Here is a 25,340-nt window from a genome sequence, read left to right on the forward strand (position 1 = left end):
GCCCCGGGCGATCTGCTGGGCATGGCGCGAATCTGGCGTCAGACCTTCCAGCCGCAAGGCCGTCTGCGCGACTTCACCTACGCCTGGCAAACCTGTGTTTCACCGGTGAATCAGGTCGCTTGTTGACTGGCGAGTTTTGAAAGATCGCTCAACAGGTCGCGAATCTGGTCGGATTGTCCTACAAAACCGCTCTAACTCAAGGCATAGGGACTATAGCGCTGGAACGAAAATGTTGGTAATTTTCGCCCCGGTGATCACCAGGAGTTCTAATAATGAAAAAAGTCATGCTCAAAACCACCCTTAGCCTCGCCGTTACCATGGCATCCACCCAGATCTTCGCAGCTGGCTTTGCCATCAACGAACACAGCATCAGCGGGATGGGTACTGGTTACGCTGGGCGATCCTCTTCTGCCGACGACGCAAGCACTGTTTATGGCAACCCTGCCGGCATGTCGCGCCTCACGCGTGAACAAGTCACCGGCGGTGTTGCATTCCTCGATGCCAAGACCGATATCAGCGACGCCAGCTCCAGCCCTAACGGCGGCAGCAACAAAGGCGACATGGTGCCCTTCACCTCCGTACCTATGGGCTTCTACGTCAAACCGATCGACGAGCATTGGGCATTCGGCCTCGGCGTTTATGTGCCGTTCGGCCTGATTACCGACTATGAAAAAGGCTTTGGCGGCCGTTACTTCGGCAGCAAGTCCGAAGTACAAGTCATCACTTTCCAGCCAACTGTCAGCTACAAGTTCAACGATGTGGTGTCGATCGGTTTCGGTCCGACCATCAACCGTATCGACGGTACGCTGGAATCCAACCTGTCGATCACCCAGGCCGCGCCGGACGGCAAGGTCAAGATCAAGGGTGACGACACCGCGCTGGGCTACAACATCGGCGTGCTGGTACAAGCCACCGACACCACGCGTCTGGGTCTGACCTACCACTCGAAAGTCGATTACAAGCTCGAAGGCAACACCAAGGTCAATTACAGCGTGTTGGGCGCAGTCGGTCTGGGCGCCGAGCAGAAGTACGACGCTTCGCTGAAGATCACCACGCCTGAATCGGTGGACTTCTCCATCACTCAAGCGATCAACGATCGCTGGAACGTCTACGCCGGTAGCACCTGGACCCGCTGGAGCCAGCTGGAAAAGATCACCGTCAAGAACTCCGGCGTGCAGCCGCTGTTGGCGGGTCAGTTCGGCGAGATCACCGAAGACCAGAACTGGCACGACTCCTGGGCTTACGCCGTGGGTACTTCGTACCAGCTGAACAAGGAATGGGTACTGCGTACCGGTCTGACCTTCGACCAGTCGCCGACCAACAACGTCGACCGCTCGCCACGCATCCCTACTGGCGACCGCACAATCTTCAGCATCGGTGCCGGCTGGAGCCCGACCGAAGACCTGACCATCGACGTGGCTTACTCGTACCTGAAAGAAGAGTCGGTCAAGGTCCACAACCAGAACGATCGTGGCCAGACCTACGACGCCAAGTATGAAAACTCGGCAAACGGTTTCGGCGTCGGCGCTACTTACCGCTTCTGATGCTGCGCGGCGAGGCTAACCCCTCGCCCACAGAAAAGCCCCGCTCTCTTTGCAGAAAGCGGGGCTTTTTTGTGCCTGAGATTTACAACCTGTAGGAGCTGTCGAGTGAAACGAGGCTGCGATCTTTTGATCTTGTTTTTTAAGATCAAAAGATCGCAGCGTTCCGCAGCTCCTACAGGGTCATGGTTGCAGTGGTTTTGAGGCAATGGCCTTTTCAACTGCCGCGATAAACTCCGGATCATCCGGCTTGGTCAGGCTGGAGAAATTGGCAATCACCTTGCCTTGCCGATCGATCACGTACTTATAGAAATTCCACTTCGGCGCACTGCTCTGTTCGGCCAGCACCTTGAACAGATGAGTCGCATCGTCGCCTCGGACCTTCTGCGGCTCGGTCATGGTGAACGTCACGCCGTAGTTGGCGTAGCAGACCTTGGCGGTTTCGGCGCTGTCCTTGGACTCCTGCTTGAAGTCATTGGACGGCACACCGAGCATTTCCAGGCCTTGCGCCTTGTAATGCTGATTGAGCGCTTCGAGGCCCTCGAACTGGGGGGCGAAGCCACAGAAACTGGCGGTATTGATCACCACCAGCGGTTTGCCGGCGTAGCGCTGGCACAAATCGACGGATTCCTTGGCGCGCAACTTGGGCAACGAACCTTGCAGCGCCTCCGGGCAATCGGCCGCTTGGGCCAATCCGGTCAACGCCATCAGCAACGCAGGTACAGCACACCAGCGCATGAGCATGTCGGGCATCCTTTGAGCAGTCATCAGACTCCCGACGTTACTCGCCATCCAAGCCTACAAGCAAGCGCCCAGGCCCAACTGCATCAGCGCCAGGCCGCCCTGATGCCAGCCCCACCACACCAGCGCCAGCAACAGCGCGCCGAGTGCGGTAAAGGCGATGCGCGGCCAGGAACGCTTCATACGGCGCCGACCACCGGCTGCAGACGCGCCACCGGACGCTCGCGTACCGGCCAGTTCAGCGCGGCCGCCAGCAGACTCAAGAGAATCGCCACTTGCCAGATCAAGTCATAACTCCCGGTACGGTCATACACCACGCCACCCAGCCAGCCGCCGAGGAACGAGCCAAGTTGATGAAAGAGGAACACGATACCGCCGAGCATGGACAGATTGCGCACACCAAACAAGGTCGCCACCGTGCCGTTGGTCAACGGCACCGTCGACAGCCACAGGAAGCCCATGGCCATGCCGAACAGGTACGCCGAAGTCGTCGTCACCGGCAGCCACAGGAACAGCACGATCACCACTGCACGCAACAGGTACAACGCCGTCAACAGACGCGGCTTGGACATGCGCCCGCCGAGCCAGCCGGCAGTGTAAGTGCCGAAGATATTGAACAGACCGATCAGCGCCAGCACCGTGGTGCCGACGGTTGCCGGCAGATGTTGATCGACCAGATAGGCCGGCAGATGCACACCAATGAACACCACCTGGAAGCCGCAGACGAAAAAGCCGAATGCCAACAGCCAGAAGCCCGAGTGCGAACAGGCTTCGCGCAGTGCTTCAGACAAGGACTGCTCATGGCCCAGCACCGGCAGCGGCTTGTCCTTGAGCATGCTCACCAGCGGCACGATCAGCGCCACCAGCAGGCCCAGCACCAGCAACGCCGCCGACCAGCCGAGCCAGCCGATCAAACCCAGTGTGCCCGGCAACATCGCAAACTGGCCGAACGAACCAGCAGCACTGGCGATGCCCATGCCCATGCTGCGCTTTTCCGGCGGCACCGCACGCCCGACCACGCCGAGGATCACCGAAAACGAGGTGCCGGACAGGCCGATACCGATCAATAGACCCGCACTCAGCGACAGGGTCAGCGCCGAATCGGACAGCCCCATGCACACCAGACCCGCGGCATACAGCACGCCGCCGACCAGCACCACTTTGGCCGCACCGAATCGGTCAGCCAGCGCGCCAGTGAACGGCTGCGCCAGACCCCAGATCAGGTTTTGCAAAGCGATGGCGAAGGCAAACACTTCGCGCCCCCAGCCGAACTGTGCACTCATCGGCGACAGGAACAGGCCGAAGCCGTGCCGCACGCCCAATGACAACGCCAGAATCAGCGCACTTCCCAGCAACACCCAACCGCACGTACGCCACATCGATGTCATTGTTATTCTCCGTTCGCGGGTATATACCCGCTTAAATCCGGAAAAACCGGCCTTCAGGCCAGTTCGTCCAACAGTCGCAGCAAGGTTTCACGCTTCTCGGCGCCCAGGCGATCGATCAATCGCTGTTGCGCCGCTTCCCAGGCCGGCAGCGCTGCCGCAAGGCGCTGTGCACCGGTTTCGGTGAGCCGGACGATGCGGTTGCGCATGTCCTCGCCCTCGGCCAGCGCCACCAGGCCCTCGCCTTCGAGTACCCGCAGGTTGCGCCCCAAAGTGCTGCGATCCAGGCCCATGGCTTCGGCCAGTTCCGAGATGCTCGGCTGATCCAGACGCTGCAGGTTGCACAGCAAAGAATACTGGGCAACGTTGATCCCGAAGCCGTCGAGAGCGCCGTCGTAATGCCTGCTGACGCCACGAGCGGCGCGACGCAGGTTGGTGCACAAACACTGAGAAGAAAGCATGATGCGTGTATATACCCGCGACTGTGTTAAATCAAGTTACACATGAGTTTATCAATAAGGATTGTGGCGTCTGACACATCCCCATCGCTGGCAAGCCAGCTCCCACAGTTTTTTGCAAGTGTTCAAATAATCTGCAAACGCCTCAATACCTGTGGGAGCTGGCTTGCCAGCGATGAGGTCCGAACAGGCAACAGACACCTGTCAGACCAACACATCCCCAACCAGCACCGCCACCTCCAGCAATTCCAGCAACGCTCCCGCCGTATCGCCCGTGGTCCCGCCCAACCGCCGCATCATCACTTGCCGCAGCCAGACAAACCCGACGAACGCGACAACCAGCGCAACAATCGCTTTCACCCCGGCAATCAGCAAACAGGCCAGCGCACTTGCCCCCAGCACCCACCAACCGGCCCGGCGCGGCAGATGATCAGCCAACGCCTGCCCCAACCCACCCGCGCGAACATACGGTGTGGTCAGAAACAGCCCCAGCAACGCCGCACGCCCCAACAACGGCACGATGATCAACATCACCGCGTGCCCTTGCTCGACCAGCGCCAGCAACGCGCAAAACTTCAGCAGCAACACCAACACCAGCGTCACCACGGCAATCGGCCCGCTGCGGGGATCCTTCATGATCGTCAGCGTGCGCTCGCGATCACCGAAACCACCGAGCCAGGCATCGGCGCTGTCGGCCAGTCCGTCGAGGTGCAGCGCGCCGCTGAGCAGCACCCATACCGCCAGCAACAGCGCCGCATGCAACAACAACGGCGCGCCGGTCAATGCCAGGTTGAATACCCAGAGGATCACCCCGAACAGCAACCCCACCAGCGGATAAAACAACAGCGAACGCCCGAGTTGTTGCGGCTCCGGCATCCCCGGCAGACGAATCGGCAAGCTGCTGAGAAATTGCAAGGCGATCCACAGTGGCAGCATCTCAGTGACCTTCCTTGAGCACGCCATCGGCCTCGACGCTGAGCGCGAACAGCGAAGCATGCGCGACTTCGACATTGAGCAACTGCTCACGCGGCAAACCTCGCGCCTGCGCCAGCAACAGACGCATCACCCCGCCATGACTGATCAGCAGAACGCGTTCACCAGCATAGGCCTGATGCAACCGCGCAACCGCGCCCAGCACGCGCGCCGCAAAATCACTGACCGGCTCACCCTGTGGCGGCGTGAACGCATACGGATCGGCCCAGAACAACCCCAGCGCCTCGGCATCGGTCTCCATCAGTGCCACTGCGCTCTGCCCTTCCCAGGCACCGAAATGCAGTTCTTGCAGATCTTTATCCAAATGAACCGGCAGCCCCAACTGCTTGCCCAGGTCGGCGGCAAACCGCGCACAACGCTGCAGCGGCGAGCTGATCAAGCGATCCCACGGCCCTCCGGCGATCACGGCGGCACGCATCTGCGCCCAACCTTTTTCGGTGAGCGCATCATCGAGACTGCCGCGCAATCCGCCGCCCAGCTCCGTCTCACCGTGGCGCAGCAGGTCCAGACGCAACGTCATGCCGGACGATCCGCCACCGCCGCTTCGGCGAACGTCGCCATCTGCCCGTGCAGGTCGCAGGCCAGACGCAACAGCGGCACAGCCAACGCCGCCCCGCTGCCCTCGCCCAGACGCAAACCGAGTTCCAGCAGCGGTTCGGCATTGAGGGTTTCCAGCACGTGACGATGGCCCGGCTCGGCGCCACGATGGCCGAACAGCAGCCACTCGCGGCAGGCCGGATTCAGCCGCACCGCGACCAACGCGGCGACCGTGCAGATAAAGCCGTCGACCAGCACCGCGACGCCTTCCTGCGCACACGCCAGGTACGCGCCGACCAGTGCGGCAATTTCAAAACCGCCGAGGTTGAACAGGGTTTGCAGCGCATCGCCACGTTGCGCCGCGTGCAGCGCCAGTGCGCGCTCAATCACTTGAGCTTTGTGGCTGACGCCTTCGGCGTTCAACCCGGTGCCGGGACCGGTCAGGTGCGCCACCGGGCAATCGAGCAAGGCACACGCCAGCGCACTGGCGGCAGTGGTGTTGCCGATGCCCATTTCGCCGCCGATGAACAACTGTGCGCCGGCCGCTTTGGCTCGCAGCACGCTGTCACGACCGGCCTGCAAGGCGAGTTCGCCCTGCGCCCGGGTCATCGCCGCGCCTTTGGCGAAGTTCGCCGTGCCCGGGCCGATGTTCAGATGACGCACGCCCGGCAGATTCAACGTCGGTGTCACGGTGCCCAGATCGACTACTTCCAGCTGCGCATCGAGCTGGCGCGCCAGCACGCTGATCGCCGCACCGCCGCTGACGAAGTTGAGCAGCATCTGCCCGGTGACTTCCTGCGGAAAGGCGGAAACACCTTCCGCGACCACACCGTGATCACCGGCAAAAATCGCGATCCAGACCTGCTCCAGCGTCGGTTTGATCTGCCCCTGCAACCCGGCCAATTGCACCGCCACGCTTTCGAGGCGACCAAGGGAGCCGGCCGGTTTGGTCAGTTGCTGCTGGCGCGCCGCCGCTTGTTCAACGATCTCGGTATTTACGGATTGGCACGGGTTCAACCACCACGCTTGAGTCATAACGCAGGTCCTTTCAGGGTCAGGGGCAGGCCGGCGACTGTCAGGACGACTCGCTGACAACGCTCGGCCAGAGCTTGATGCAGCCAACCGGCTTCATCGACGTAGCGGCGAGTCAATTCGCCCAGCGGCACGACACCCATTCCGGTCTCGTTGCTGACAAAAATGATTTCTCCCGGCAATGACGCCAGGCCGTCCAGCAGGGCTTCGCGCTCGGCGGCGAGACGCGCGGCGTCATCGAGCATCAGCAGATTGGTCAGCCACAGGGTCAGGCAGTCCACCAGCAGGCAACGCTCGGCGCCGGCGTTTTCACGCAGGACGCGGGCCAGCGCTATGGGCTCTTCGATCAGTGCCCATTCGGCCGGACGCCGGGCGCGGTGATGGGCGACGCGGGCGTTCATTTCACCGTCCAGCGGCTGGCTGGTGGCGATGTAAGTGACCGCCAGCTGGCTGTCGCTGGCGAGTTTTTCCGCCAGGCGACTTTTGCCGGAACGAGCGCCTCCGAGGATCAGTTGGAGCATGGGGACATCCTGAAAATTATGTGTTGAGGCCACCGGCCCCTTCGCGAGCAAGCCCGCTCCCACAGTGATCGCAGTGGCTGAAACACCTCACTCCCCTGTGGGAGCTGGCTTGCCAGCGATGGGGCCTGGGCAGGCCACTAAAATCCCGCAGAGCTCACGCAACAAATCGGTATCCAGATGCTGCTCCACCAGATCCGCCAACCGCTCGATATCGCGCTCGCGCAAGCCGTGGTAATCCACCGTCTGCACATCACTCAACCCGGCCCAGCGCAGCAACGCGGCACTGGCTTGCGGTGATTCGAACAAGCCATGCAGGTAGGTGCCGAACACCTGCCCGTCCAGACTCTGCGCGCCATCGCAACGACCGTCATCCAGATGCACCGCCGCATTCTCCAGCGCCGGCCCCACCGTCACGCCCGCATGGATTTCATAGCCACTGACCTCGGCGTTTTCCAGCGCCAGATGCCCGCGCACATTGCGCAATTGCTTCTCGGCTTCCAGCGTGGTTTCGAACGCCAGCAAACCCAGGCCGGCACTCGAACCCGGCGCACCTTCGAGGCCCAGCGGATCGTGCACTTGCTCGCCGAGCATTTGCAGACCGCCACAGATCCCCAGCACCTTGCCGCCATAGCGCAGGTGCCGATTGATCGCCGTGTTCCAGCCATTGGCACGCAGATACGCGAGGTCGCTGCGCACGCTTTTCGAGCCGGGCAGGATGATCAGGTCGGCGGCAGGGATCGCCTGCCCCGGGCCGATGAATTGCAGATCAACCTGCGGATGCAAACGCAGCGGATCGAAGTCCGTGTGATTGCTGATACGCGGCAGCACCGGCACCACCACTTTCAGCACTTGCTCGGCCTTGTCGGTCTGGCGCTGGTCGATGCCGTCCTCTGCCTCCAGATGCAGGTCCATCACGTACGGCAGCACACCGACCACCGGTTTGCCGGTGCGTTGTTCCAGCCAGTCGAGGCCCGGTTGCAGCAAGGCGATGTCACCGCGAAAGCGGTTGATGATGAAGCCCTTGACCCGCGCCTGCTCGCTCGGCGACAGCAACTCCAGCGTGCCGACCAGATGCGCAAACACCCCGCCGCGATTGATGTCGGCGATCAGCAGCACCGGGCAATCCACCGCTTCGGCGAAGCCCATGTTGGCGATGTCACCGGCACGCAGATTGATTTCGGCCGGCGAGCCAGCGCCTTCAACCATCACCAGCGGATAGGCCGTGCTCAGCCGCTCGTGCGACGCGAGCACCGCTTGCATGGCGATGGCTTTGTAGTCGTGATACGCCACTGCGTTCATGCTGGTGACCGCGCGGCCATGGATGATCACCTGCGCGCCCGTGTCGCTGTTGGGCTTGAGCAGCACCGGGTTCATGTCGGTGTGCGGTTCGAGATGCGCGGCTTGCGCCTGCACCGCTTGCGCCCGGCCAATCTCGCCGCCGTCGGCGGTCACCGCACTGTTGAGCGCCATGTTCTGCGGTTTGAACGGCACCACCGCCACGCCCTGACGGGTGGCCCAGCGGCACAGCGCCGTCACCAGTGTGCTTTTACCGGCGTCGGAGGTGGTGCCTTGCACCATCAGGGTGGTCATTTCGATTCCTTGGCAAAGGCTTGCAGCGCTTGTTCGAGGCGCGCTTCTTCAGCGGCGTTGGCGGGCAGGCCAAAACGCAAACTGCTGTTGTGGGTGAAGAGGCGCAGAAGGATCCCGCGTCGCGCCATGAATTCGTGTAGCGCTTGCGCGTGCTCGGTGATCAGCCACTGAAACAACGCACAACCCCCATGGGGTTTGAAGCCATAACGCTCCAGCAGCAGCGCCAGACGTTCACTGGCCTCATCGCTGCGAATACGTTGCCGAGTGTGCGCTTCAGTGTCCTGCAGACAGGCCTGACCGAGCACCCGTGTCGGCCCGCTCACCGCCCACGGTCCGACCTGTTCCGCGAGCAACCTGAGCAACTTGCGCTCGGCCAGCACAAACCCCAGACGCACCCCCGCCAGACCAAAAAACTTGCCGAACGAGCGCAACACGATCAGGCCAACTTGATGAGTGTGCGAGGCCAGGCTCAGCTGCGGCGTGTTATCCATGAACGCTTCATCGACCACCAGCCAGCCGCCGCGCTGGGCCAGCCGCGCATGCCAGTCGAGCAGCCGCGCCGGGGTCAGGCTCAGGCCAGTGGGATTGTTCGGATTGACCACCACCAGCACGTCGAGGCTGTCGAGAAAGAATTCCACTTCCTGCTCCAGCACTTCGCGCACGATATAACCACTGCGCCGCCAGGCTTCGGCGTGCTCGGCATAACACGGCGACAACACACCGACCTTGCCGGCACGGCGCAAACGCGGCAGCAGCTGGATCGCCATTTGCGAACCGGCCACCGGCAGCACCTGCGAAGCACCGTAGTAATCACACGCGGCCTGCTCCAGCCCGTCGTCGGTTTCCGGCAAGCGCGCCCAGGCGCGCAACGGAATCTGCGGCACCGCAAACGGCCACGGCGCAAGGCCGCTGGACAGGTCGAGCCAGTTGGCCTCGGCAATCCCGTAATCGAGTGCAGCCTTGCGCAGCCGGCCACCGTGCTCAAGCATAGAATTCAGCCCCCACGCAGAGAATCAGCAGCCATAACCATACCCCGCGCTGGACCAATTGCCAGCCGCGATCAATCGAATCGGCATCCGCCGGTGCGCCTTCGCCCAGTTGCGGACGCTCATGCAGCTCACCGTGATAAATCGCCGGGCCACCCAGTTCAACGCCTAACGCACCGGCGCCAGCCGCCATCACCGGACCGGCGTTGGGGCTGTCCCATTGCGGGCCCTGGCTGCGCCAGCATTTCCAGGCGAGCCGGGTGTTGCCCAGCAGCGCGTAGGTCAGCGCCACCAGTCGGGCCGGAATGTAGTTGAGTACGTCGTCGATTTTTGCCGCGCACCAGCCGAAGCGCTCGAAGCGTTCGTTGCGATAGCCCCACATTGCGTCGAGCGTATTGCTCAGGCGATAGAGCACCACGCCCGGCGCACCGGCCACGACAAACCAGAACAGCGCGGCGAACACCGCGTCACTGCCGTTTTCCAGCACCGATTCGGTGGCGGCGCGGGCGACGGCGGTGCTGTCCAGTTCGCTGGTCTGGCGACTGACCAGATAGCCGACGCGTTTGCGTGCTTCTTCCAGATCATCGCTGCGCAGGGCTTTGGCCACGGGCTCGACGTGTTCGCCAAGACTGCGCATGCCAAGGGCGCAATACAGCGCCAGAATCTCGACGATCCAGCCCACGTACGGCGCCCAGGAAAACGCGGTGGCGAGCAAGGTCAGCGGCAGCACCGCGATCACCCACGCGGTGACCCCGTGACTGCGCCAGCCACGTCCGCCCGCATTGAAACGGCGCTCGATGCGCCCGGCAAAATTGCCGAACGCCACCAGCGGATGCCAGCGTTTCGGTTCACCCAGCAGCGCATCCAGCGCGACCGCGGCGACACTCAACAACGCCACACTCATTGACTCACTCCCCAATAATTTTCGTACAGCAACTCATTGAGCGGCCGCGCCTGCGCCCACCCTTCGAGTACCAGCATCGGCGCCGGATAGAATGCCTTGACCGGCCCCAGGCACAACACCGCCAATGGCTTGGCCCCGGCCGGCAACTGCAGCAGATCGGCCAGCGCCTGCGGTTCGAACAGCGACACCCAGCCCATGCCCAGCCCCTCGGCACGGGACGCCAGCCACAGATTCTGAATCGCGCAGGACAGCGAGGCCAGGTCCATTTCCGGCAGCGTACGACGGCCGAAAATGTGTTTTTCACGATCGTCCATCAGCGCCGCGACCAGCACTTCGGCGCAGTCGTTGATGCCTTCGACCTTGAGCTTCATGAACTCGTCACTGCGCTCGCCGAGGGCTTCGGCGGTACGCACGCGTTCTTCTTCGACGAGGTTCTGGATCTGCCCACGCAAGGCGCGATCGCTGATGCGGATAAAGCGCCACGGCTGCATCAGACCGACGCTGGGCGCCTGATGCGCGGCTTCCAGCAGACGGCGCAGCAGCTCCGGCTCGACCGTGCCGCCGGTGAAGTGGCGCATGTCGCGGCGCTCGGCGATGGCTCGGTAGACGGCTGCGCGTTCGGCCTCGGAATAGGCGTTGTCGATCATGGCCCCATCGCTGGCAAGCCAGCTCCCACAGGGAATCGCGTTTCTTCAGGCATGACACCGGTCACTGTGGGAGCTGGCTTGCCAGCGATGGCGGCCTTGAGATCTGGCGCAAACAATGCGGCAATCGCCGTCGGATTCGACGGAAAGTAAAAATGCACGTACGACGCCGTCATCCGCCCCTCCCGATAAACCGCCTCCGCCCCGCGCCCGCCATTCGGGCTGACTCCCCGGGCAATCGGCGTCAGTTCGGTGCTGGTCAGGGAATGGTGATAGGTGTGGCCGCGCAACGAACCTTCTGGCAAATCCACCGCTTGCAGTGCCAGTGCCGCCAGACGTTTTTGCATCACCGCCTCACCGCGCAGCAACCCGACCAGTTTGGCGCGGGTGCCTTCGACATCGGTCAACGCGTCGAGCAGATAGAGCATGCCGCCGCACTCGGCAAGCAGCGGTTTGCCGGCAGCGTGGTGCGCGCGAATCGCATCCAGCATCGCGGTGTTTTGCCCCAGCGCCACATGGTGCAATTCCGGGTAGCCACCGGGCAGATACAGACTGTCGGCGTCGGGCAACTGCGTATCGCGGATCGGCGAGAAGAAACTCAACTCGGCGCCCATCGCCCGCAGCAGATCGAGGCTGGCGCCGTAGGTGAAGGCAAAGGCTTCGTCACGAGCGACGGCAATGCGCACGCCGTCGAGCAGCGGTTCGGCAGGGATCACTTCAGGCGCGGCGAACTCCACGGCCGGTGGCAGCGCTACCTCGCAACTGCTGGCCAACGCTTGGGCGGCCGCGTCGAGACGCAGGTCCAGATCATTCAATTCGCTGGCCTGCACCAGACCGAGATGGCGACTCGGCAACTCGATCCCGGTTTCCCGCGACAGCGCGCCGTACCAACGCAGACCTTCGGTGAGACTGCCTTCGAGCAATTGCGCATGACGCAAGGTGCCGACGCGGTTGGCCAGCACCCCGGCAAACGGCAGGTCCGGCTGATAGCGCGCCAACCCCAGCGCCAGGGCACCAAAGGTCTGGGCCATGGCGGTGCCATCGATCACACCAAGCACCGGCACACCAAAATGGCGCGCCAGATCAGCGCTGGACGGCGTGCCGTCGAACAGGCCCATCACGCCTTCAATCAGGATCAGATCGGCTTCGGCGGCGGCTTCCCACAACAGGCGGCGGCTTTCCTGCTCGCCAACCATCCACATGTCCAGTTGATACACCGGCGCACCGCTGGCGCGCTCGAGAATCATCGGGTCGAGGAAGTCCGGGCCGCACTTGAACACGCGCACCTTGCGCCCCTGGTTGCGATGCAAGCGAGCGAGCGCGGCGGTGACGGTGGTCTTGCCCTGACCGGAGGCCGGCGCGGCGATCAGTACCGCCGGGCAGTGACGTGGTTGATTCAAAGTTCGACGCCTTTCTGCGCTTTGATGCCGGCCTGGAAGGCGTGCTTGAGCATGCCCATTTCGGTGACGGTATCGCCCATTTCGATCATTTCCGGCTTGGCCGCGCGACCGGTGACGATCACGTGCTGCATCGGCGGACGCGCCTGCAGGTCGCTGAGCACTCGATCCAGATCGAGGTAGCCGTGTTTCAGGGCGATGTTCAGTTCATCCAGCACCACCAGGCCGATCGACGGATCACGCAGCAGCTCGCGAGACACTGCCCACGCAGCTTCAGCGGCGGCGATGTCACGCTGGCGATCCTGGGTTTCCCAGGTGAAACCCTCGCCCATCACGTGAAAACGCACTTGCTCGGGGAAGCGGCGGAAGAACAACTCTTCACCGGTGCTGTTGCGGCCCTTGATGAATTGCACCACGCCACACTGCATGCCGTGGCCCATGGCACGGGCAAGCATGCCGAACGCCGAGCTGCTTTTGCCTTTGCCATTGCCGGTCAACACCAGCACCAGGCCGCACTCGTCAGGGGAATTGGCGATGCGTTCGTCGATCACGGCTTTTTTGCGCTGCATACGCGCCAGATGGCGTTCGTCGCGCTCGGGGGAATCGGTCATGGGGGAGCTCTCCGTTGAGGCTGGATAACGGCGGGCAGGCACAAGAACAGACGGCAAAAAGCCTGGCATCGCCCACCGTGATGCCGCTGGATGGATCAGGCCGGTCTCCGGGCTCATGAGCGGCGAATCGCCTGACTGCGCGCCTTCCCGCGTCGGTCGACACAGTGGCTCAATGCGCAGTTTTCACTCATTTACCGTTGCGGGGGCAGCGCCGGGATCGTGATCGTGCTTCACCTGAAGACAACCCTCACCGGCTTCCCTGTTTCACTCTGTCGACACGCGTCACAGAGCACCTGAAACAAGCCGCGAAGGTTAGAGGGTTGGGGGTGGAGCGTCAATTAAAGAGGGGGCCGTCGGGCGAATAACTGCCGCCGATCAATTATCTGACGCCAATCTTGTGCCACACTGAGACAAGTGATATCAAAGAGCCATGCTTTTGATTGAAAAAGCACACCACAACAATAAGGATGATGACGATGCAAGGCATGATCATCAGCAACCCGCGCCTGGAATTCCTGCGCCCGGTGCTTGAACGCTGGTTTGACTGTATTGACCGTTACAACGCGGTACGCGGTGACAACGACACGCCCTACTGGCATGACGAGAAAGCCAATCTCGGCTTGCTCTCCGCTGCGGCCTGGATGGCCGAGCTGGTGACCCTCTGCGATACCACCACCCGCAAGCAGAACGAAGACGGCGAGCGCAATGCCCGCGCCGACCTGTTCATCGCCGGGGCCGAAGACCGCGCCTACCTTCAGGCCACCCAGCGCTGGCCGCGGGTCAACAACCTCAATCTGACCCAGGCCCTGCTGGACATCACCAGCGATGCCAAACGCATCAGTTTTGCCAGCGACCTCAAGCTCGGCTGCCTGTTCGTCGCCCCGCAGAAGGCCCAGCACAGCGCCAGCCCCGAAGAGTTGCAGGACATGGTCGACGACCTGCAAAAGGAGCATTGCTGCGCCGTGGCCTGGTATTTCCCCTACGCCTACCGCAAGTTGCGCAGCGAAGCGGGCAATTATCACCCGGGCATCGCCGTGCTGTTCAAAGAGGCCCGCGGATAGCGGTTGAACCATCGGGTGCGCAGGGTTCTCTATGATTAAGCATGCATTCATAGGGAAGATCAGCAATGCGCAAAACCCGACTCGCTCTCGTCATCGCTCTCGCCGGAGGGCTCGCCGCCTGCGGTGAATCCTCCAGCCTGCAAGTTTCCGACGGCACTGGACCGTCACCGAAACTGCCTGAACCGAACAAAACCCTGATCCCGACGGTGAACATCGCCCCAGCGGTCGGCTGGCCTGCAGGTGGCAAACCGACCGCCGCAGCCGGTACGCAAGTGGCTGCATTTGCCGAAGGCCTCGATCACCCACGCTGGCTCTACGTGCTGCCCAACGGTGACGTATTGGTGGCGGAAACCAACGCGCCACCGAAACCGGATGACAGCAGCGGTATTCGCGGCTGGGTGATGAAGAAAGTCATGGGCAAAGCCGGTGCCGGCGTGCCAAGCCCGAACCGCATCACCCTGCTGCGCGACGCCGATCACGACGGCGTGGCCGAGACCCGCACGGTGTTTCTGCAGAACCTCAACTCGCCGTTCGGCATGACCCTGGTCGGCAACGATTTGTACGTCGCTGACACTGATCGCCTGCTGCGCTTCCACTACGAACCCGGTGCGACGGAGATCAACACACAGCCGATCAAGGTTACCGACCTGCCGGGCGGTACGCTGAACCATCACTGGACCAAGAACGTCATCGCCAGCAAGGACGGTAGCAAGCTCTATGTCACCGTCGGCTCGAACAGCAATGTCGGCGAGAATGGTCTGGATAAAGAGGAAGGTCGCGCCGCGATCTGGGAAGTGGATCGCGCCACGGGCAATCACCGGATCTTCGCCTCGGGCATTCGTAACCCCAACGGCCTGGCGTGGGAGCCCACCACAGGCGCGCTGTGGACAGCGGTCAACGAACGTGACGAAATCGGCAGCGACCTGGTGCCGGACTACATCACCTCGGTCAAGGACGGTGGCTTCTATGGCTGGCCTTTCAGCTATTACGGTCAGCACGTGGATGTGCGGGTGAAGCCGCAGAATCTGGATCTTGTGGCCAAGGCCATCGCTCCGGATTATGCCGTCGGCCCGCACACCGCCTCGCTGGGCCTGACCTTCGCCGAGGGCAACAACTTGCCCGCGCAGTTCAAGGAAGGCGCGTTTATCGGCCAGCACGGGTCGTGGAACCGCAAACCGCACAGTGGCTATAAGGTGATTTTTGTACCATTCACCGCCGGCAAGCCGAACGGAGCACCGGTGGATGTGCTGACCGGCTTCCTCGACAAGGACGAGAACGCATTGGGCCGCCCGGTTGGCGTGGTGATTGACCAGCAAGGTGGTTTGCTGGTGGCCGATGATGTGGGGAACAAGGTGTGGCGAGTGTCGTCCGCCAAGTAACGTGGGCCCGCCACAAAACAACTGTGGGAGCGAGCCTGCTCGCGAATGCGGAGTGTCAGCCTACATTGAGTTGACTGATACACCGCTTTCGCGAGCAGGCTCGCTCCCACATTAGGATTACTGCGATTTTTTACTAGGGGTTATGCGCCAGATGCTCCGGCTGCAACACCCGCTTGGCACTCAAATACGCCTTCTGCCAATACGCCTTCGACAGGCTGTCCAGCTTCACTGTGCCGCCGGTGGCTGGCGCATGCACGAAGCGACCTTCCCCCACGTAGATCCCCGCATGGCTGACCTGAGAGCCGCCGTTGGTGGCGAAGAAGATCAGGTCGCCGGTCTGCAACCCTTCCTTGCCCACATTCGGCGCCTGCATCACGATCATCTCGCGGGTGGAGCGCGGCAGGGAGATGCCGGCGGCATCGCGGTAGACGAAACCGATCAGACCGCTGCAATCAAACCCGGAGTCTGGCGTGTTGCCGCCCCAGCGATAGGGCGTGCCAACCAGGCCCAGCGCGCGAAACAGCACATCCTCAGCAGCGGGCGAAAAAGCTTGGGAGGGCCCGAACACCACCGGAGCGCGTACCACGGGCGCAGGCGGCGGGGTGCGGCTGGCGCAGGCGCTGAGCAGCGCTGCGAAGAAAATCAATGTGAGGCGGGCCGACATCGTCATAAGCAGAACATCCTGATCTGGCTGCGGCTTTCTCTGCCGAATGGACAGAAACAAAACCGCCTGCGGAGCACGCAGGCGGTTTGCCATCAATATAGATACAGGATTCTAGCGGCTACACGGCAAACTTCAAGTAAGACTTTAACTTCACCTTGTAAAGTCTAGGTCTACTCCCTTGCCGGGATCCGTTTTTGTCGCCACGGACGTGGCGACAACGGGGAATTACTTGCGAGCGGTGACCACGGTCGGTGCCATCGCGAGGGCGCGCTTGGCTTCGATGAAGGTCTTGCTCCAGTAGCTGTCACCCAGGCTGTCGATGCGGACACCGCCGCTGCGACGGCTGCTGGAGTGAATGAACTGATTGTCACCCAGGTAGATCCCGGCGTGGCTTACACGACCGCGACGACCATTGGTGGCGAAGAACAGCAGATCGCCCGGCTCAAGATTACCGCGCGAGACCAGAGGCGCATCCACGTTGATCATTTCGCGGGTGGAGCGCGGCAGATTCATGCCGGCTTCTTCGCGGAACAGATAACCGATGAAACCGCTGCAGTCAAAACCGGCTTCAGAGGTACCGCCGAAACGGTAACGGGTACCGATCAGGGACATGCCGCGTTCGAGGATGCTGTCGGCCAGAACCGGAAGCTCGTAGGGCTTCTTGCCGTTGAAATCGGCGAGTTCTTTTTCGGTGGCCAGCTCTTCCTGGTAAATAACGGAAGACTGGGCAGTGGCAGAATTTTTAACCTGTTGAGGCTGCTCTTGAACTGGAGAATGAGCAGCGCAACCGAACAACAGGGTGACGAGTGCGAGAGGCACGAGGGGTGCGAAGCGATTTAGCATGGGCACGACCGTGGCTGAAGTTGTAAAGAAGCCGAGACTATGCCCGCTATCGGCCTCATTTGCAAATTCAATCGATCTTTTTGTGACTTCCCGGTTTCTCGTTTACATCTAAGCGCTTAAGCCCATTTGACTCGATACGCAGTCTGCACCCCGTGCGGAAAAGCGGATTTTCTGGCGCCTGAAATATGTCGAAACCGCCTGAAACCTGCGGATTTCAAGGGCTGCACTACCAGCCGAGGGTTTCCTTCAGGAACGGAATGGTCAGCTTGCGTTGCGCCTGCAACGAAGCCTGATCCAGCTGTTCGAGCAGGTCGAACAATGCACTCATGCTGCGGGTGCCACGGGTCAGAATAAAGTGTCCGACTTCATCGGTCAGGTGCAGGCCGCGTCGCGAAGCACGCAATTGCAGGGCACGCAATTTGTCTTCATCGGAAAGCGGGCGCATCTGGAAAATCAGCGCCAGCGTCAGACGCGATTTGAGGTCTGCCAGTTTCACCGGCAGCTCGCGGGGCGAGGTTGAAGCGGCAATCAGCAAGCGTCGACCGCTGTCGCGCAGACGATTGAACAGATGAAACATCGCCTCTTCCCAGTCCGGCTTGCCGGCAATCACCTGCAAGTCATCGAGACAGACCAGTTCATACTGTTCAAGGTTGTCGAGAATTTCGATGCCGCGATCCATCAATTCGGCCAGCGGCAGGTACACCGCCGGCTCACCCATCTGCTCAAAACGCAGGCAAGCCGCCTGCAACAGATGCGTACGCCCTACCCCATGCTTGCCCCACAGGTAGATCAGGCTTTCGGTCCAGCCGGCGTCGGCTTCGCATAGGCGCTCGACATAGCCGAGTGCAGCGGCATTGGCGCCTGGGTAGTAGTTGATGAAGGTGGCGTCGTCACGCAGACGCACACCTAGGGGCAGCTGAATCGGTTTCATGCTGACTGAACAGTTCTCAAGGAACCGTTAGTGGCCTCTGTGTAAAGTTTGCGAAGTTTATACCCGTGAAGCTGAGCGCACAATGCGACAGACCTCAAGCAAAATCAAAGGTTTGCGTTAACACGCTGGTTTTATGACAGTTTCTCTGACGCGGCGCCGAACGAACTCACCGCAAAACACGGGCCAACCCGGCGCAATGCCGGGCCACCCGTGATCGGATCACAGCTCGGGCTCATCGGTCCCGCTGTAAATATCCGAGTCCTTGTACAAATCGTGCACGTGACGCACCAGCACCATGATCACCGCCGCCACCGGTAGTGCCAGCAGCACACCGGTAAAGCCGAACAGCTCGCCGCCGGCCAGAATCGCGAAAATCACCGCCACCGGATGCAGACCGATCCGGTCACCCACCAGCAAAGGCGTCAGCACCATGCCTTCGAGCGCCTGCCCGACCATGAACACCGCCACGATTCCGATCATCGGATACAGATCACCACCGAACTGGAACAAACCGGCAATCAGCGCCGCGCCAATCCCGATCACGAAGCCCATGTACGGCACGATGGCCGCCAGACCGGCGATCAGGCCGATCAACAGCCCCAGTTCCAGCCCAACGATCATCAGACCTGCTGCGTAGATTACGCCCAGCGCCAGCATCACCAGCAACTGCCCGCGCACGAACGCGCCGAGCACCTCGTGGCACTCCCCCGCAAGCGAGACGATGGTTTCTTCACGATCACGCGGCAGCAGGCTGCGGATCTTGGCCATCATCACGTCCCAGTCACGCAGCAGGTAGAAACTCACCACCGGGATCAACACCAGATTCGCCAGCCAGCCGATCAGGGCCAGACTCGAGGCCGTGGCCTGACTCAGCACCACACCGACGATATCAGTGGTCTGCCCCATGTGCTCGCTGATCGCGGCCTTGACCTTGTCGAACTTCCAGAAGCCGTCCGACAGCCCCAGTTTCGACTGCGCCCAGGGCAGCGCCGTGTGCTGCAGCCAATCGAGCATCTGCGGCGCCAGTTCGTACAAGCGCAGCAACTGCTTGGCGAGCATCGGTACCAACACCAGCAACAACGTGGTGACAATCAGGGTGAACAAGGCAAACACCGCGATCACGCCCCAGGTTCGCGACAGGCCCAGCCGTTCCAGACGATCCACCAGCGGATCGAACAGGTACGCCAGCAGCAACGCCACCAGAAACGGCGTGAGGATCGGGTGCAGCAACCAGACAAACGCGCAAAGCAGGACTACCCCACCGAGCCAGAACCAACGCCGCGTATCGGCCATGTATCACTCCTGCTTCTATATAAGGAAAGACTTACCAGCGAAACCGCAACGAAGGCGCTATCGGTGCAGGCGCCGGAGCCGCAACAGGCGCCGCACCTGCGACGGCTGGCTGCGGCACTGGCACTGGCACTGGCACTGGCACTGGCACTGGCGTCGGAGCTTCGGCCGGCAACTCCTGCAACTTCGCCAGCGACAATTGCGCGCGCAACTGATCGGCACTGCCGTTGACCCGATACACGATGCGATCACCATCGACACTTTGCAGACGCACACCGAACGGTTCGAGTAACCGCAGCAGCGAGGCGTAATGCTCAAGATTCATACCCTGCACTTCCAGAGTCTGTTGACCCGAAGCGCCAGGCCTGGCGACAAAGCGCGGCGCCAGACGCTCCGCTACCGCCAGCATCACCGCATCGGCCACGGCAGCCTGATCGGCGCCCTGCACACTGCCGGCCTCTTTCTGATCGCCCAGCCACAGATGCCACTTGGCCTGCCACTGCCCGCCCTCTTCGTGCGCATGCACCGCCAGCAAGGCATCTGCGCCGTAACGCTCCGAAGCCCCGCGCAATGGCGCGGGATCGGTGCCATCCAGCACCGGCGCGGTGGCCACCAGTTGCTCACTCAGATCCGCCAGCGGCAAACGCAAGGGCAAACCACGATGCTGAGCCGCCGCACGCAGTGGTGCCGCCGCTGCCTGACCGTCGCCGACCAGGCTCGAACCTTCAGTCGAATCGTTCAGCCACCAACTCAGGATCGACGGCCGGCTCGCGCCCCACAGCGACAATCCCGCACGACGCAGCGCCTGCTCAGTGGTGGCCGGGTCGAAATCGACTTTCAGCACTTCCGGTGGCCCGGCATCAAAACCGAACTGACTGATGATCTGCTGCGGGTCTTTGCGAATCGTCGCCAACCCTGGATTTTGCACCGCCTTCGGGTCGCCGGTCAGGCGCAATACCAGCGTATCCAGCGCCGCCTGCGTGGCGCGATCACGCTCTTCCGGCGCCTGGCTGCTGACCGGCTGACGCACTTGATAGAGACCCTTGAGGTTTTCGGCATGACTCGCCAGGCTGACCACGGACAAACAACCCACAACCAACAATTTACAAAAACGCATGGAAAATTCCCGTCGACAGGAGCGGCTGGAACAGGCCGCGTGAACCGGTTAAGCAAGGCTGTGACAATCTGCCATCGCAAAACATTCACACGGCGGCGGTAAGTTTTTGCACAGGGATAACGATAGACGGTTAATCGGTACACCTTATACAGGCAGCCACCCGGCACAATTGCAAAAAATTTCCGCTGATTATGCCCCTGCCCGTCGGCGCGAGGATGGCCGCTGCCCCTCAAGCCTGATAAAATCGCGCGCCTTCGCAGACCGGCAACAGCCGGGCACCCCGAAATTCGCGTGAGGCCATCGCCCTCTCGATTTCGATGTTCCCGCTGAACTCGGTCGTTACCCCTGAATCCCCTCCCCTAAAGGCCTGGATCATGAGCAAGCAACCCTCCCTGAGCTACAAGGACGCCGGTGTAGACATCGACGCCGGTGAAGCATTGGTCGAACGCATCAAGAGCGTCGCCAAGCGCACTGCGCGCCCGGAAGTCATGGGCGGCCTGGGCGGTTTCGGCGCCCTCTGCGAAATCCCGGCCGGCTACAAGCAGCCTGTGCTGGTTTCCGGCACCGATGGCGTTGGCACCAAGCTGCGCCTGGCGCTGAACCTGAACAAGCACGACAGCATCGGCCAGGACCTGGTCGCCATGTGCGTCAACGATCTGGTGGTGTGCGGCGCTGAACCGCTGTTCTTTCTCGACTACTACGCCACCGGCAAGCTGAACGTAGACGTGGCCGCCACCGTCGTCACCGGTATCGGTGCAGGCTGCGAACTGGCTGGTTGCTCTCTGGTTGGCGGCGAAACCGCTGAAATGCCTGGCATGTATGAAGGCGAAGACTACGACCTGGCCGGCTTCTGCGTCGGCGTCGTGGAAAAAGCCGACATCATCGACGGCTCGAAAGTTGCCACCGGCGACGCGCTGATCGCCCTGCCATCGTCCGGCCCGCACTCCAACGGCTACTCGCTGATCCGCAAGATCATCGAAGTGTCCGGCGCCGACATCGAAACCGTTCAGCTCGACGGCAAGCCGCTGACCGACCTGCTGATGGCCCCGACCCGCATCTACGTGAAGCCGCTGCTCAAGCTGATCAAGGACACCGGCGCAGTCAAGGCCATGGCCCACATCACCGGTGGCGGCCTGCTGGACAACATCCCGCGTGTTCTGCCAAAAGGCGCTCAGGCCGTGGTTGACGTGGCCAGCTGGACTCGCCCGGCGGTCTTCGACTGGCTGCAAGAGAAAGGCAACGTTGACGAGACCGAGATGCACCGCGTACTGAACTGCGGCGTTGGCATGGTCATCTGCGTGGCTCAGGAGCACGTTGAAGTGACCCTGAACACCCTGCGTGATGCCGGCGAGCAACCTTGGGTCATCGGCCAGATCGCTGCCGCTGCCGAAGGCGCTGCTCAAGTCGAGCTGAAAAACCTCAAGGCTCACTGATGTCCCAGACCTGTGATGTCGTGGTGCTGCTGTCCGGCACCGGCAGTAACTTGCAGGCTCTGATCGACAGCACGCGGACCGGCGACAGCCCGGTCCGCATCGCCGCGGTGATTTCCAACCGCGCCGACGCCTACGGCCTGCAACGCGCCAGTGACGCGGGTATCGCCACCCGCTCGCTGGATCACAAGGCCTTCGAAGGTCGCGAGGCCTTCGATGCGGCCCTGATCGAACTGATCGACGAATTCAACCCGAAACTCGTGGTGCTGGCCGGCTTCATGCGCATTCTCAGCGCTGATTTCGTGCGTCACTACCAGGGTCGCCTGCTCAATATCCACCCGTCGCTGCTGCCCAAATACAAAGGGTTACACACTCATCAGCGGGCGCTCGAGGCCGGCGACGCGGAACACGGCTGCTCCGTGCACTTCGTCACCGAGGAACTCGATGGTGGACCACTGGTCGTACAGGCAGTAATACCGGTAGAGTTGCACGACACGCCGCAGACACTTGCGCAGCGAGTGCATGTCCAGGAACACCTGATCTACCCGATGGCTGTACGCTGGTTTGCCGAAGGCCGACTGGCACTCGGTGAGCAAGGTGCTTTACTGGATGGCCAGTTACTCGCGGCCAGCGGCCACTTGATTCGACACTAGGAGATTTTATGCGTCGCGCCCTGCTCTTCGCTTGCGCTCTGCTAGCCCTGCCCTTCGCGCAGGCGGCAGACCTTCAACCGTTCTCCGCGAGCTACACCGCCGACTGGAAACAGTTGCCCATGAGTGGCACCGCCGAACGCAGCCTGACCAAGGAAGCCAACGGCGTCTGGAAACTCAGCTTCAAGGCGTCGATGATGATCGCCAGCCTGACTGAAGAAAGCACCCTGACCCTGGACAAGGACACCCTGCTGCCGCAGTCCTACCACTTCGAACGTGGCGGTCTGGGCAAGGCGAAAAAGGCTGACCTGGACTTCGACTGGAACAGCAAGATGGTCACCGGCACCGACCGTGGCGACGCGGTGAAAATCCCGCTGAACCGTGGCATGGTCGACAAGTCGACCTATCAACTGGCGCTGCAGCACGACGTCGCCTCCGGCAAGAAGACCATGAGCTACCAGGTGGTCGATGACGGTGAAGTCGATACCTATGACTTCCGTGTACTGGGTGCCGAGAAAGTCGACACCAAGGCCGGCAAGATCGATGCAATCAAGGTCGAGCGCGTGCGCGATCCGACACAAAGCAAGCGCACCACCGTGCTGTGGTTCGCCAAGGATTGGGATTACCTGCTGGTCCGCCTGCAACAGGTTGAAACCGACGGCAAGGAGTACAACATCATGCTCCAGGACGGCACGGTCAACGGCAAAACCGTTAAGGGCAGCTGATCCGCCGCTACAACAAAAAGCCCCGCAGATGCGGGGCTTTTTTGTGCCCGCAGTTTTCGCGACGACACATATCCCCTGTGGGAGCGAGCCTGCTCGCGAAGGCGTCAGTTCAGCCGACATGTTTGTGGTTGATACACCGCTTTCGCGAGCAGGCTCGCTCCCACAGGGTTCAGCTCGATCTTCAGCGGTCAGATCAGACCGAAAATCTGGCCACCATATTGTTCAAATCCACTGCCAGCCGCGACAACTCCTGGCTCGCCGCACTGGTCTGATTAGCCCCGGCAGAAGTCTGCGTCGACAGATCGCGAATATTCATCAGATTGCGGTCCACCTCCCGCGCCACCGCTGCCTGCTCTTCCGAGGCACTGGCAATCACCAGGTTGCGCTCGTTGATCAAGGTGAACGCCGAGGCGATTTCCTCCAGTGCCTCACCCGCCGCCTTCGCGAGTTCCAGCGTTGAATTGGCGCGAAGGCTGCTCTGCTGCATCGAATTGACCGCCGAATCGGTGCCCTGCTGAATGCCGCCGATCATCTGCTCGATTTCCTGGGTCGATTGTTGGGTGCGGTGCGCCAACGCCCGCACTTCATCGGCCACCACCGCGAAGCCGCGACCGGCATCGCCGGCCCGCGCTGCCTCGATCGCAGCGTTTAGCGCGAGCAGGTTGGTCTGCTCGGCAATCGAGCGGATCACATCCAGCACCTTGCTGATGCCGTGAACCTTTTGCGCCAGATCCTCCACCTGCGTGGCATTCGACGTGACATCATCCGCCAGGGATTCGATTGACGTCACGGTCTGCCGCACCTGCTCGCGACCACGCTGGGCGATGCGATCAGACTCGCGTGACGCCTCGGACGTCGCCACCGCATTGCTCGCCACTTCCTCAACGGCAGCCGTCATCTGATTGACCGCCGTGGCGGCCTGCTCAATCTCCAGGCTCTGCTGGTGCAGACCACGTGTGGCGTCTTCGGTGACGCAACTCAGCTCCTCCGATGCCGAAGCCAACTGACTGGACGACTCGGAAATCTGCCGGATGGTGTCGCGCAGGTTATGCTGCATGCTTTTCAGCGCCTGCAGCAGCCGCGCCGGTTCGTCCTTGCCGGAGATATTGATATCGCCCGTCAGATCGCCACCGGCCACCACTTCCGCCACGCCCAGCGACTGCGTCAGAGGCAAGACGATGCTGCGGGTCAGCAACAACGCCAGACCGATGGTGATCAGTGCAGTGATGCCGATCATCACCCCGACCCACACCCGAGAATTGATGAAGACCAGGCGCGCCGCTTCGGTGGCAAGGTTGGCGTTGTGCTTGTTCAGCTCGACCAACTCTTTGAGGGTGACCGCCATGTCGTCCGCCAAGGGGCTCATCTCACCGTTGAGAATGGCCGCCGCCTCCTCCACCCGATTCTGCGCGGACAACTGCATGACTTGCGCCTGAAACTCCAGATACTGGTGCTCGGCGACCTTGAAGCGGTCGAACAACTTGCGCTCTTCGGGCAGCACGATCAACACGTCATAGCGTTGCTGGGCTTCGCTCAACACGCCGCGCAGGTCATTGAGCTTGGCGACATTCTGCGCCAGCGCCTGCGGATCCCGATTGAGCAACAGGCGCATGGTCAGCGCACGCAGGCGCAGCATGTCCTGACTCATCTCGCCAACCGCCATCACACTCGGCAGCCAGTTGTTGTCGACCTCATCCGACTGGGCGCGCATGTTCGCCATTTGCAGCAAGGCGAACGCCCCCAAGGCAAACACCATCAAGGCCAACACACCAAAACCCAGGCCGGCACGCGGCGCGATATTGAGACTACGGATGCTCATTACTCTGGTTCCTTCCAAAAGCGCTGCATCAACCCTGCAGCTGGTTGCTCTAGAAGGTATCGGCCCCGCGCAAATTTGCGTAAGACCAAAA

At 61.7% G+C, this 25,340-nt stretch carries 26 protein-coding genes and 1 riboswitch; of the genes, 6 read left to right on the forward strand and 20 right to left on the reverse strand.

The window, feature by feature from the left end:
• The first annotated feature begins 272 nt into the window (after positions 1-272).
• Positions 273-1,544 carry an OmpP1/FadL family transporter gene (locus tag L6D63_RS19085; protein WP_047292892.1) on the forward strand — a complete coding sequence of 424 codons (1,272 nt, stop codon included), beginning with the start codon at positions 273-275 and terminating at the stop codon, positions 1,542-1,544.
• 180 nt (positions 1,545-1,724) lie between these two features.
• Here the strand turns inward: L6D63_RS19085 and L6D63_RS19090 are convergent, their stop codons facing one another.
• From L6D63_RS19090 to cobO, 14 genes are all read right to left on the reverse strand, one after another.
• Positions 1,725-2,285, reverse strand: coding sequence for a glutathione peroxidase (locus L6D63_RS19090; protein ID WP_047292891.1), 561 nt, complete (start codon positions 2,283-2,285; stop codon positions 1,725-1,727).
• Positions 2,286-2,339: 54 nt separating this feature from the next.
• Positions 2,340-2,465 (reverse strand): hypothetical protein, encoded by a 126-nt coding sequence (locus L6D63_RS28635; RefSeq protein ID WP_256588587.1) that lies wholly within the window; start codon positions 2,463-2,465, stop codon positions 2,340-2,342.
• Positions 2,462-3,670 (reverse strand): MFS transporter, encoded by a 1,209-nt coding sequence (locus tag L6D63_RS19095; protein ID WP_131670023.1) that lies wholly within the window; start codon positions 3,668-3,670, stop codon positions 2,462-2,464. Before L6D63_RS19095 ends, L6D63_RS28635 begins: the two co-directional genes overlap by 4 nt.
• A gap of 53 nt (positions 3,671-3,723) precedes the next feature.
• Positions 3,724-4,128: a MarR family winged helix-turn-helix transcriptional regulator gene (locus L6D63_RS19100; protein WP_131670022.1), complete on the reverse strand. Its 405-nt coding sequence runs from the start codon at positions 4,126-4,128 to the stop codon at positions 3,724-3,726.
• A gap of 201 nt (positions 4,129-4,329) precedes the next feature.
• Positions 4,330-5,061, reverse strand: coding sequence for an adenosylcobinamide-GDP ribazoletransferase (locus L6D63_RS19105; RefSeq protein WP_131670021.1), 732 nt, complete (start codon positions 5,059-5,061; stop codon positions 4,330-4,332).
• A gap of 1 nt (position 5,062) precedes the next feature.
• A complete protein-coding gene (gene cobC / locus L6D63_RS19110; RefSeq protein ID WP_095667133.1) occupies positions 5,063-5,638 on the reverse strand; it encodes an alpha-ribazole phosphatase family protein in 576 nt (191 codons plus the stop codon).
• Positions 5,635-6,690 carry a nicotinate-nucleotide--dimethylbenzimidazole phosphoribosyltransferase gene (cobT, locus tag L6D63_RS19115; protein ID WP_131670020.1) on the reverse strand — a complete coding sequence of 352 codons (1,056 nt, stop codon included), beginning with the start codon at positions 6,688-6,690 and terminating at the stop codon, positions 5,635-5,637. Before cobT ends, cobC begins: the two co-directional genes overlap by 4 nt.
• Positions 6,687-7,208 (reverse strand): bifunctional adenosylcobinamide kinase/adenosylcobinamide-phosphate guanylyltransferase, encoded by a 522-nt coding sequence (gene cobU / locus L6D63_RS19120; protein ID WP_131670019.1) that lies wholly within the window; start codon positions 7,206-7,208, stop codon positions 6,687-6,689. The genes cobT and cobU overlap by 4 nt, the downstream gene beginning before the upstream one ends.
• Positions 7,209-7,295: 87 nt before the next feature.
• Positions 7,296-8,798 carry a cobyric acid synthase gene (locus L6D63_RS19125; RefSeq protein WP_131670018.1) on the reverse strand — a complete coding sequence of 501 codons (1,503 nt, stop codon included), beginning with the start codon at positions 8,796-8,798 and terminating at the stop codon, positions 7,296-7,298.
• Positions 8,795-9,787: a threonine-phosphate decarboxylase CobD gene (gene cobD / locus L6D63_RS19130; RefSeq protein ID WP_131670017.1), complete on the reverse strand. Its 993-nt coding sequence runs from the start codon at positions 9,785-9,787 to the stop codon at positions 8,795-8,797. The genes L6D63_RS19125 and cobD overlap by 4 nt, the downstream gene beginning before the upstream one ends.
• A complete protein-coding gene (gene cbiB, locus L6D63_RS19135; protein WP_095667135.1) occupies positions 9,780-10,688 on the reverse strand; it encodes an adenosylcobinamide-phosphate synthase CbiB in 909 nt (302 codons plus the stop codon). Before cbiB ends, cobD begins: the two co-directional genes overlap by 8 nt.
• A complete protein-coding gene (gene bluB, locus L6D63_RS19140; RefSeq protein ID WP_131670016.1) occupies positions 10,685-11,335 on the reverse strand; it encodes a 5,6-dimethylbenzimidazole synthase in 651 nt (216 codons plus the stop codon). The genes cbiB and bluB overlap by 4 nt, the downstream gene beginning before the upstream one ends.
• Entirely contained in the window at positions 11,332-12,732 is a 1,401-nt protein-coding gene (locus tag L6D63_RS19145; RefSeq protein WP_131670015.1) for a cobyrinic acid a,c-diamide synthase CobB, read from the reverse strand. Before L6D63_RS19145 ends, bluB begins: the two co-directional genes overlap by 4 nt.
• Positions 12,729-13,340, reverse strand: coding sequence for a cob(I)yrinic acid a,c-diamide adenosyltransferase (gene cobO / locus L6D63_RS19150; protein WP_041074346.1), 612 nt, complete (start codon positions 13,338-13,340; stop codon positions 12,729-12,731). The genes L6D63_RS19145 and cobO overlap by 4 nt, the downstream gene beginning before the upstream one ends.
• 81 nt (positions 13,341-13,421) lie before the next feature.
• Positions 13,422-13,652: riboswitch (cobalamin riboswitch) on the reverse strand.
• A gap of 164 nt (positions 13,653-13,816) precedes the next feature.
• Here cobO and L6D63_RS19155 point away from each other — a divergent pair.
• Entirely contained in the window at positions 13,817-14,401 is a 585-nt protein-coding gene (locus tag L6D63_RS19155; RefSeq protein ID WP_041074348.1) for a hypothetical protein, read from the forward strand.
• A gap of 65 nt (positions 14,402-14,466) precedes the next feature.
• Complete coding sequence (locus L6D63_RS19160) at positions 14,467-15,780, forward strand: PQQ-dependent sugar dehydrogenase (RefSeq protein WP_047292871.1); 1,314 nt, start codon at positions 14,467-14,469, stop codon at positions 15,778-15,780.
• Positions 15,781-15,913: 133 nt separating this feature from the next.
• Here the strand turns inward: L6D63_RS19160 and L6D63_RS19165 are convergent, their stop codons facing one another.
• From L6D63_RS19165 to L6D63_RS19185, 5 genes are all read right to left on the reverse strand, one after another.
• A complete protein-coding gene (locus tag L6D63_RS19165) occupies positions 15,914-16,450 on the reverse strand; it encodes a C40 family peptidase (protein ID WP_034156233.1) in 537 nt (178 codons plus the stop codon).
• Positions 16,451-16,669: 219 nt separating this feature from the next.
• Positions 16,670-17,287: a C40 family peptidase gene (locus L6D63_RS19170; protein WP_041074354.1), complete on the reverse strand. Its 618-nt coding sequence runs from the start codon at positions 17,285-17,287 to the stop codon at positions 16,670-16,672.
• A 226-nt stretch (positions 17,288-17,513) separates the two neighbouring features.
• A complete protein-coding gene (gene hda / locus L6D63_RS19175) occupies positions 17,514-18,218 on the reverse strand; it encodes a DnaA regulatory inactivator Hda (protein ID WP_025111852.1) in 705 nt (234 codons plus the stop codon).
• Between the two features lie 219 nt (positions 18,219-18,437).
• On the reverse strand, positions 18,438-19,511 hold the full coding sequence (locus tag L6D63_RS19180; RefSeq protein WP_041074356.1) for an AI-2E family transporter: 1,074 nt from the start codon (positions 19,509-19,511) through the stop codon (positions 18,438-18,440).
• Between the two features lie 31 nt (positions 19,512-19,542).
• Positions 19,543-20,625 carry a DUF2066 domain-containing protein gene (locus L6D63_RS19185; protein WP_131670014.1) on the reverse strand — a complete coding sequence of 361 codons (1,083 nt, stop codon included), beginning with the start codon at positions 20,623-20,625 and terminating at the stop codon, positions 19,543-19,545.
• Positions 20,626-20,999: 374 nt separating this feature from the next.
• Between L6D63_RS19185 and purM the strand changes: the two genes are divergently transcribed.
• From purM to L6D63_RS19200, 3 genes are read left to right on the forward strand one after another with little or no spacing between them, the layout of a single operon-like run.
• The gene (gene purM / locus L6D63_RS19190; protein WP_041074359.1) at positions 21,000-22,058 is read left to right on the forward strand and encodes a phosphoribosylformylglycinamidine cyclo-ligase; all 1,059 of its coding nucleotides are present in this window, start codon (positions 21,000-21,002) and stop codon (positions 22,056-22,058) included.
• On the forward strand, positions 22,058-22,708 hold the full coding sequence (gene purN / locus L6D63_RS19195) for a phosphoribosylglycinamide formyltransferase (protein ID WP_108182081.1): 651 nt from the start codon (positions 22,058-22,060) through the stop codon (positions 22,706-22,708). The genes purM and purN overlap by 1 nt, the downstream gene beginning before the upstream one ends.
• 8 nt (positions 22,709-22,716) lie before the next feature.
• Positions 22,717-23,430, forward strand: a complete 714-nt coding sequence (locus tag L6D63_RS19200) for a DUF3108 domain-containing protein (RefSeq protein ID WP_041074363.1) — start codon at positions 22,717-22,719, stop codon at positions 23,428-23,430.
• A 193-nt stretch (positions 23,431-23,623) separates the two neighbouring features.
• On the opposite strand, the gene L6D63_RS19205 is transcribed toward L6D63_RS19200, so the two are convergent.
• Positions 23,624-25,249: a methyl-accepting chemotaxis protein gene (locus L6D63_RS19205; protein WP_131670013.1), complete on the reverse strand. Its 1,626-nt coding sequence runs from the start codon at positions 25,247-25,249 to the stop codon at positions 23,624-23,626.
• Between the last annotated feature and the right edge of the window lie 91 nt (positions 25,250-25,340).

It is taken from the genome of Pseudomonas parakoreensis, from assembly GCF_021602155.1.
Classification (GTDB): Bacteria; Pseudomonadota; Gammaproteobacteria; order Pseudomonadales; family Pseudomonadaceae; genus Aquipseudomonas; species Aquipseudomonas parakoreensis.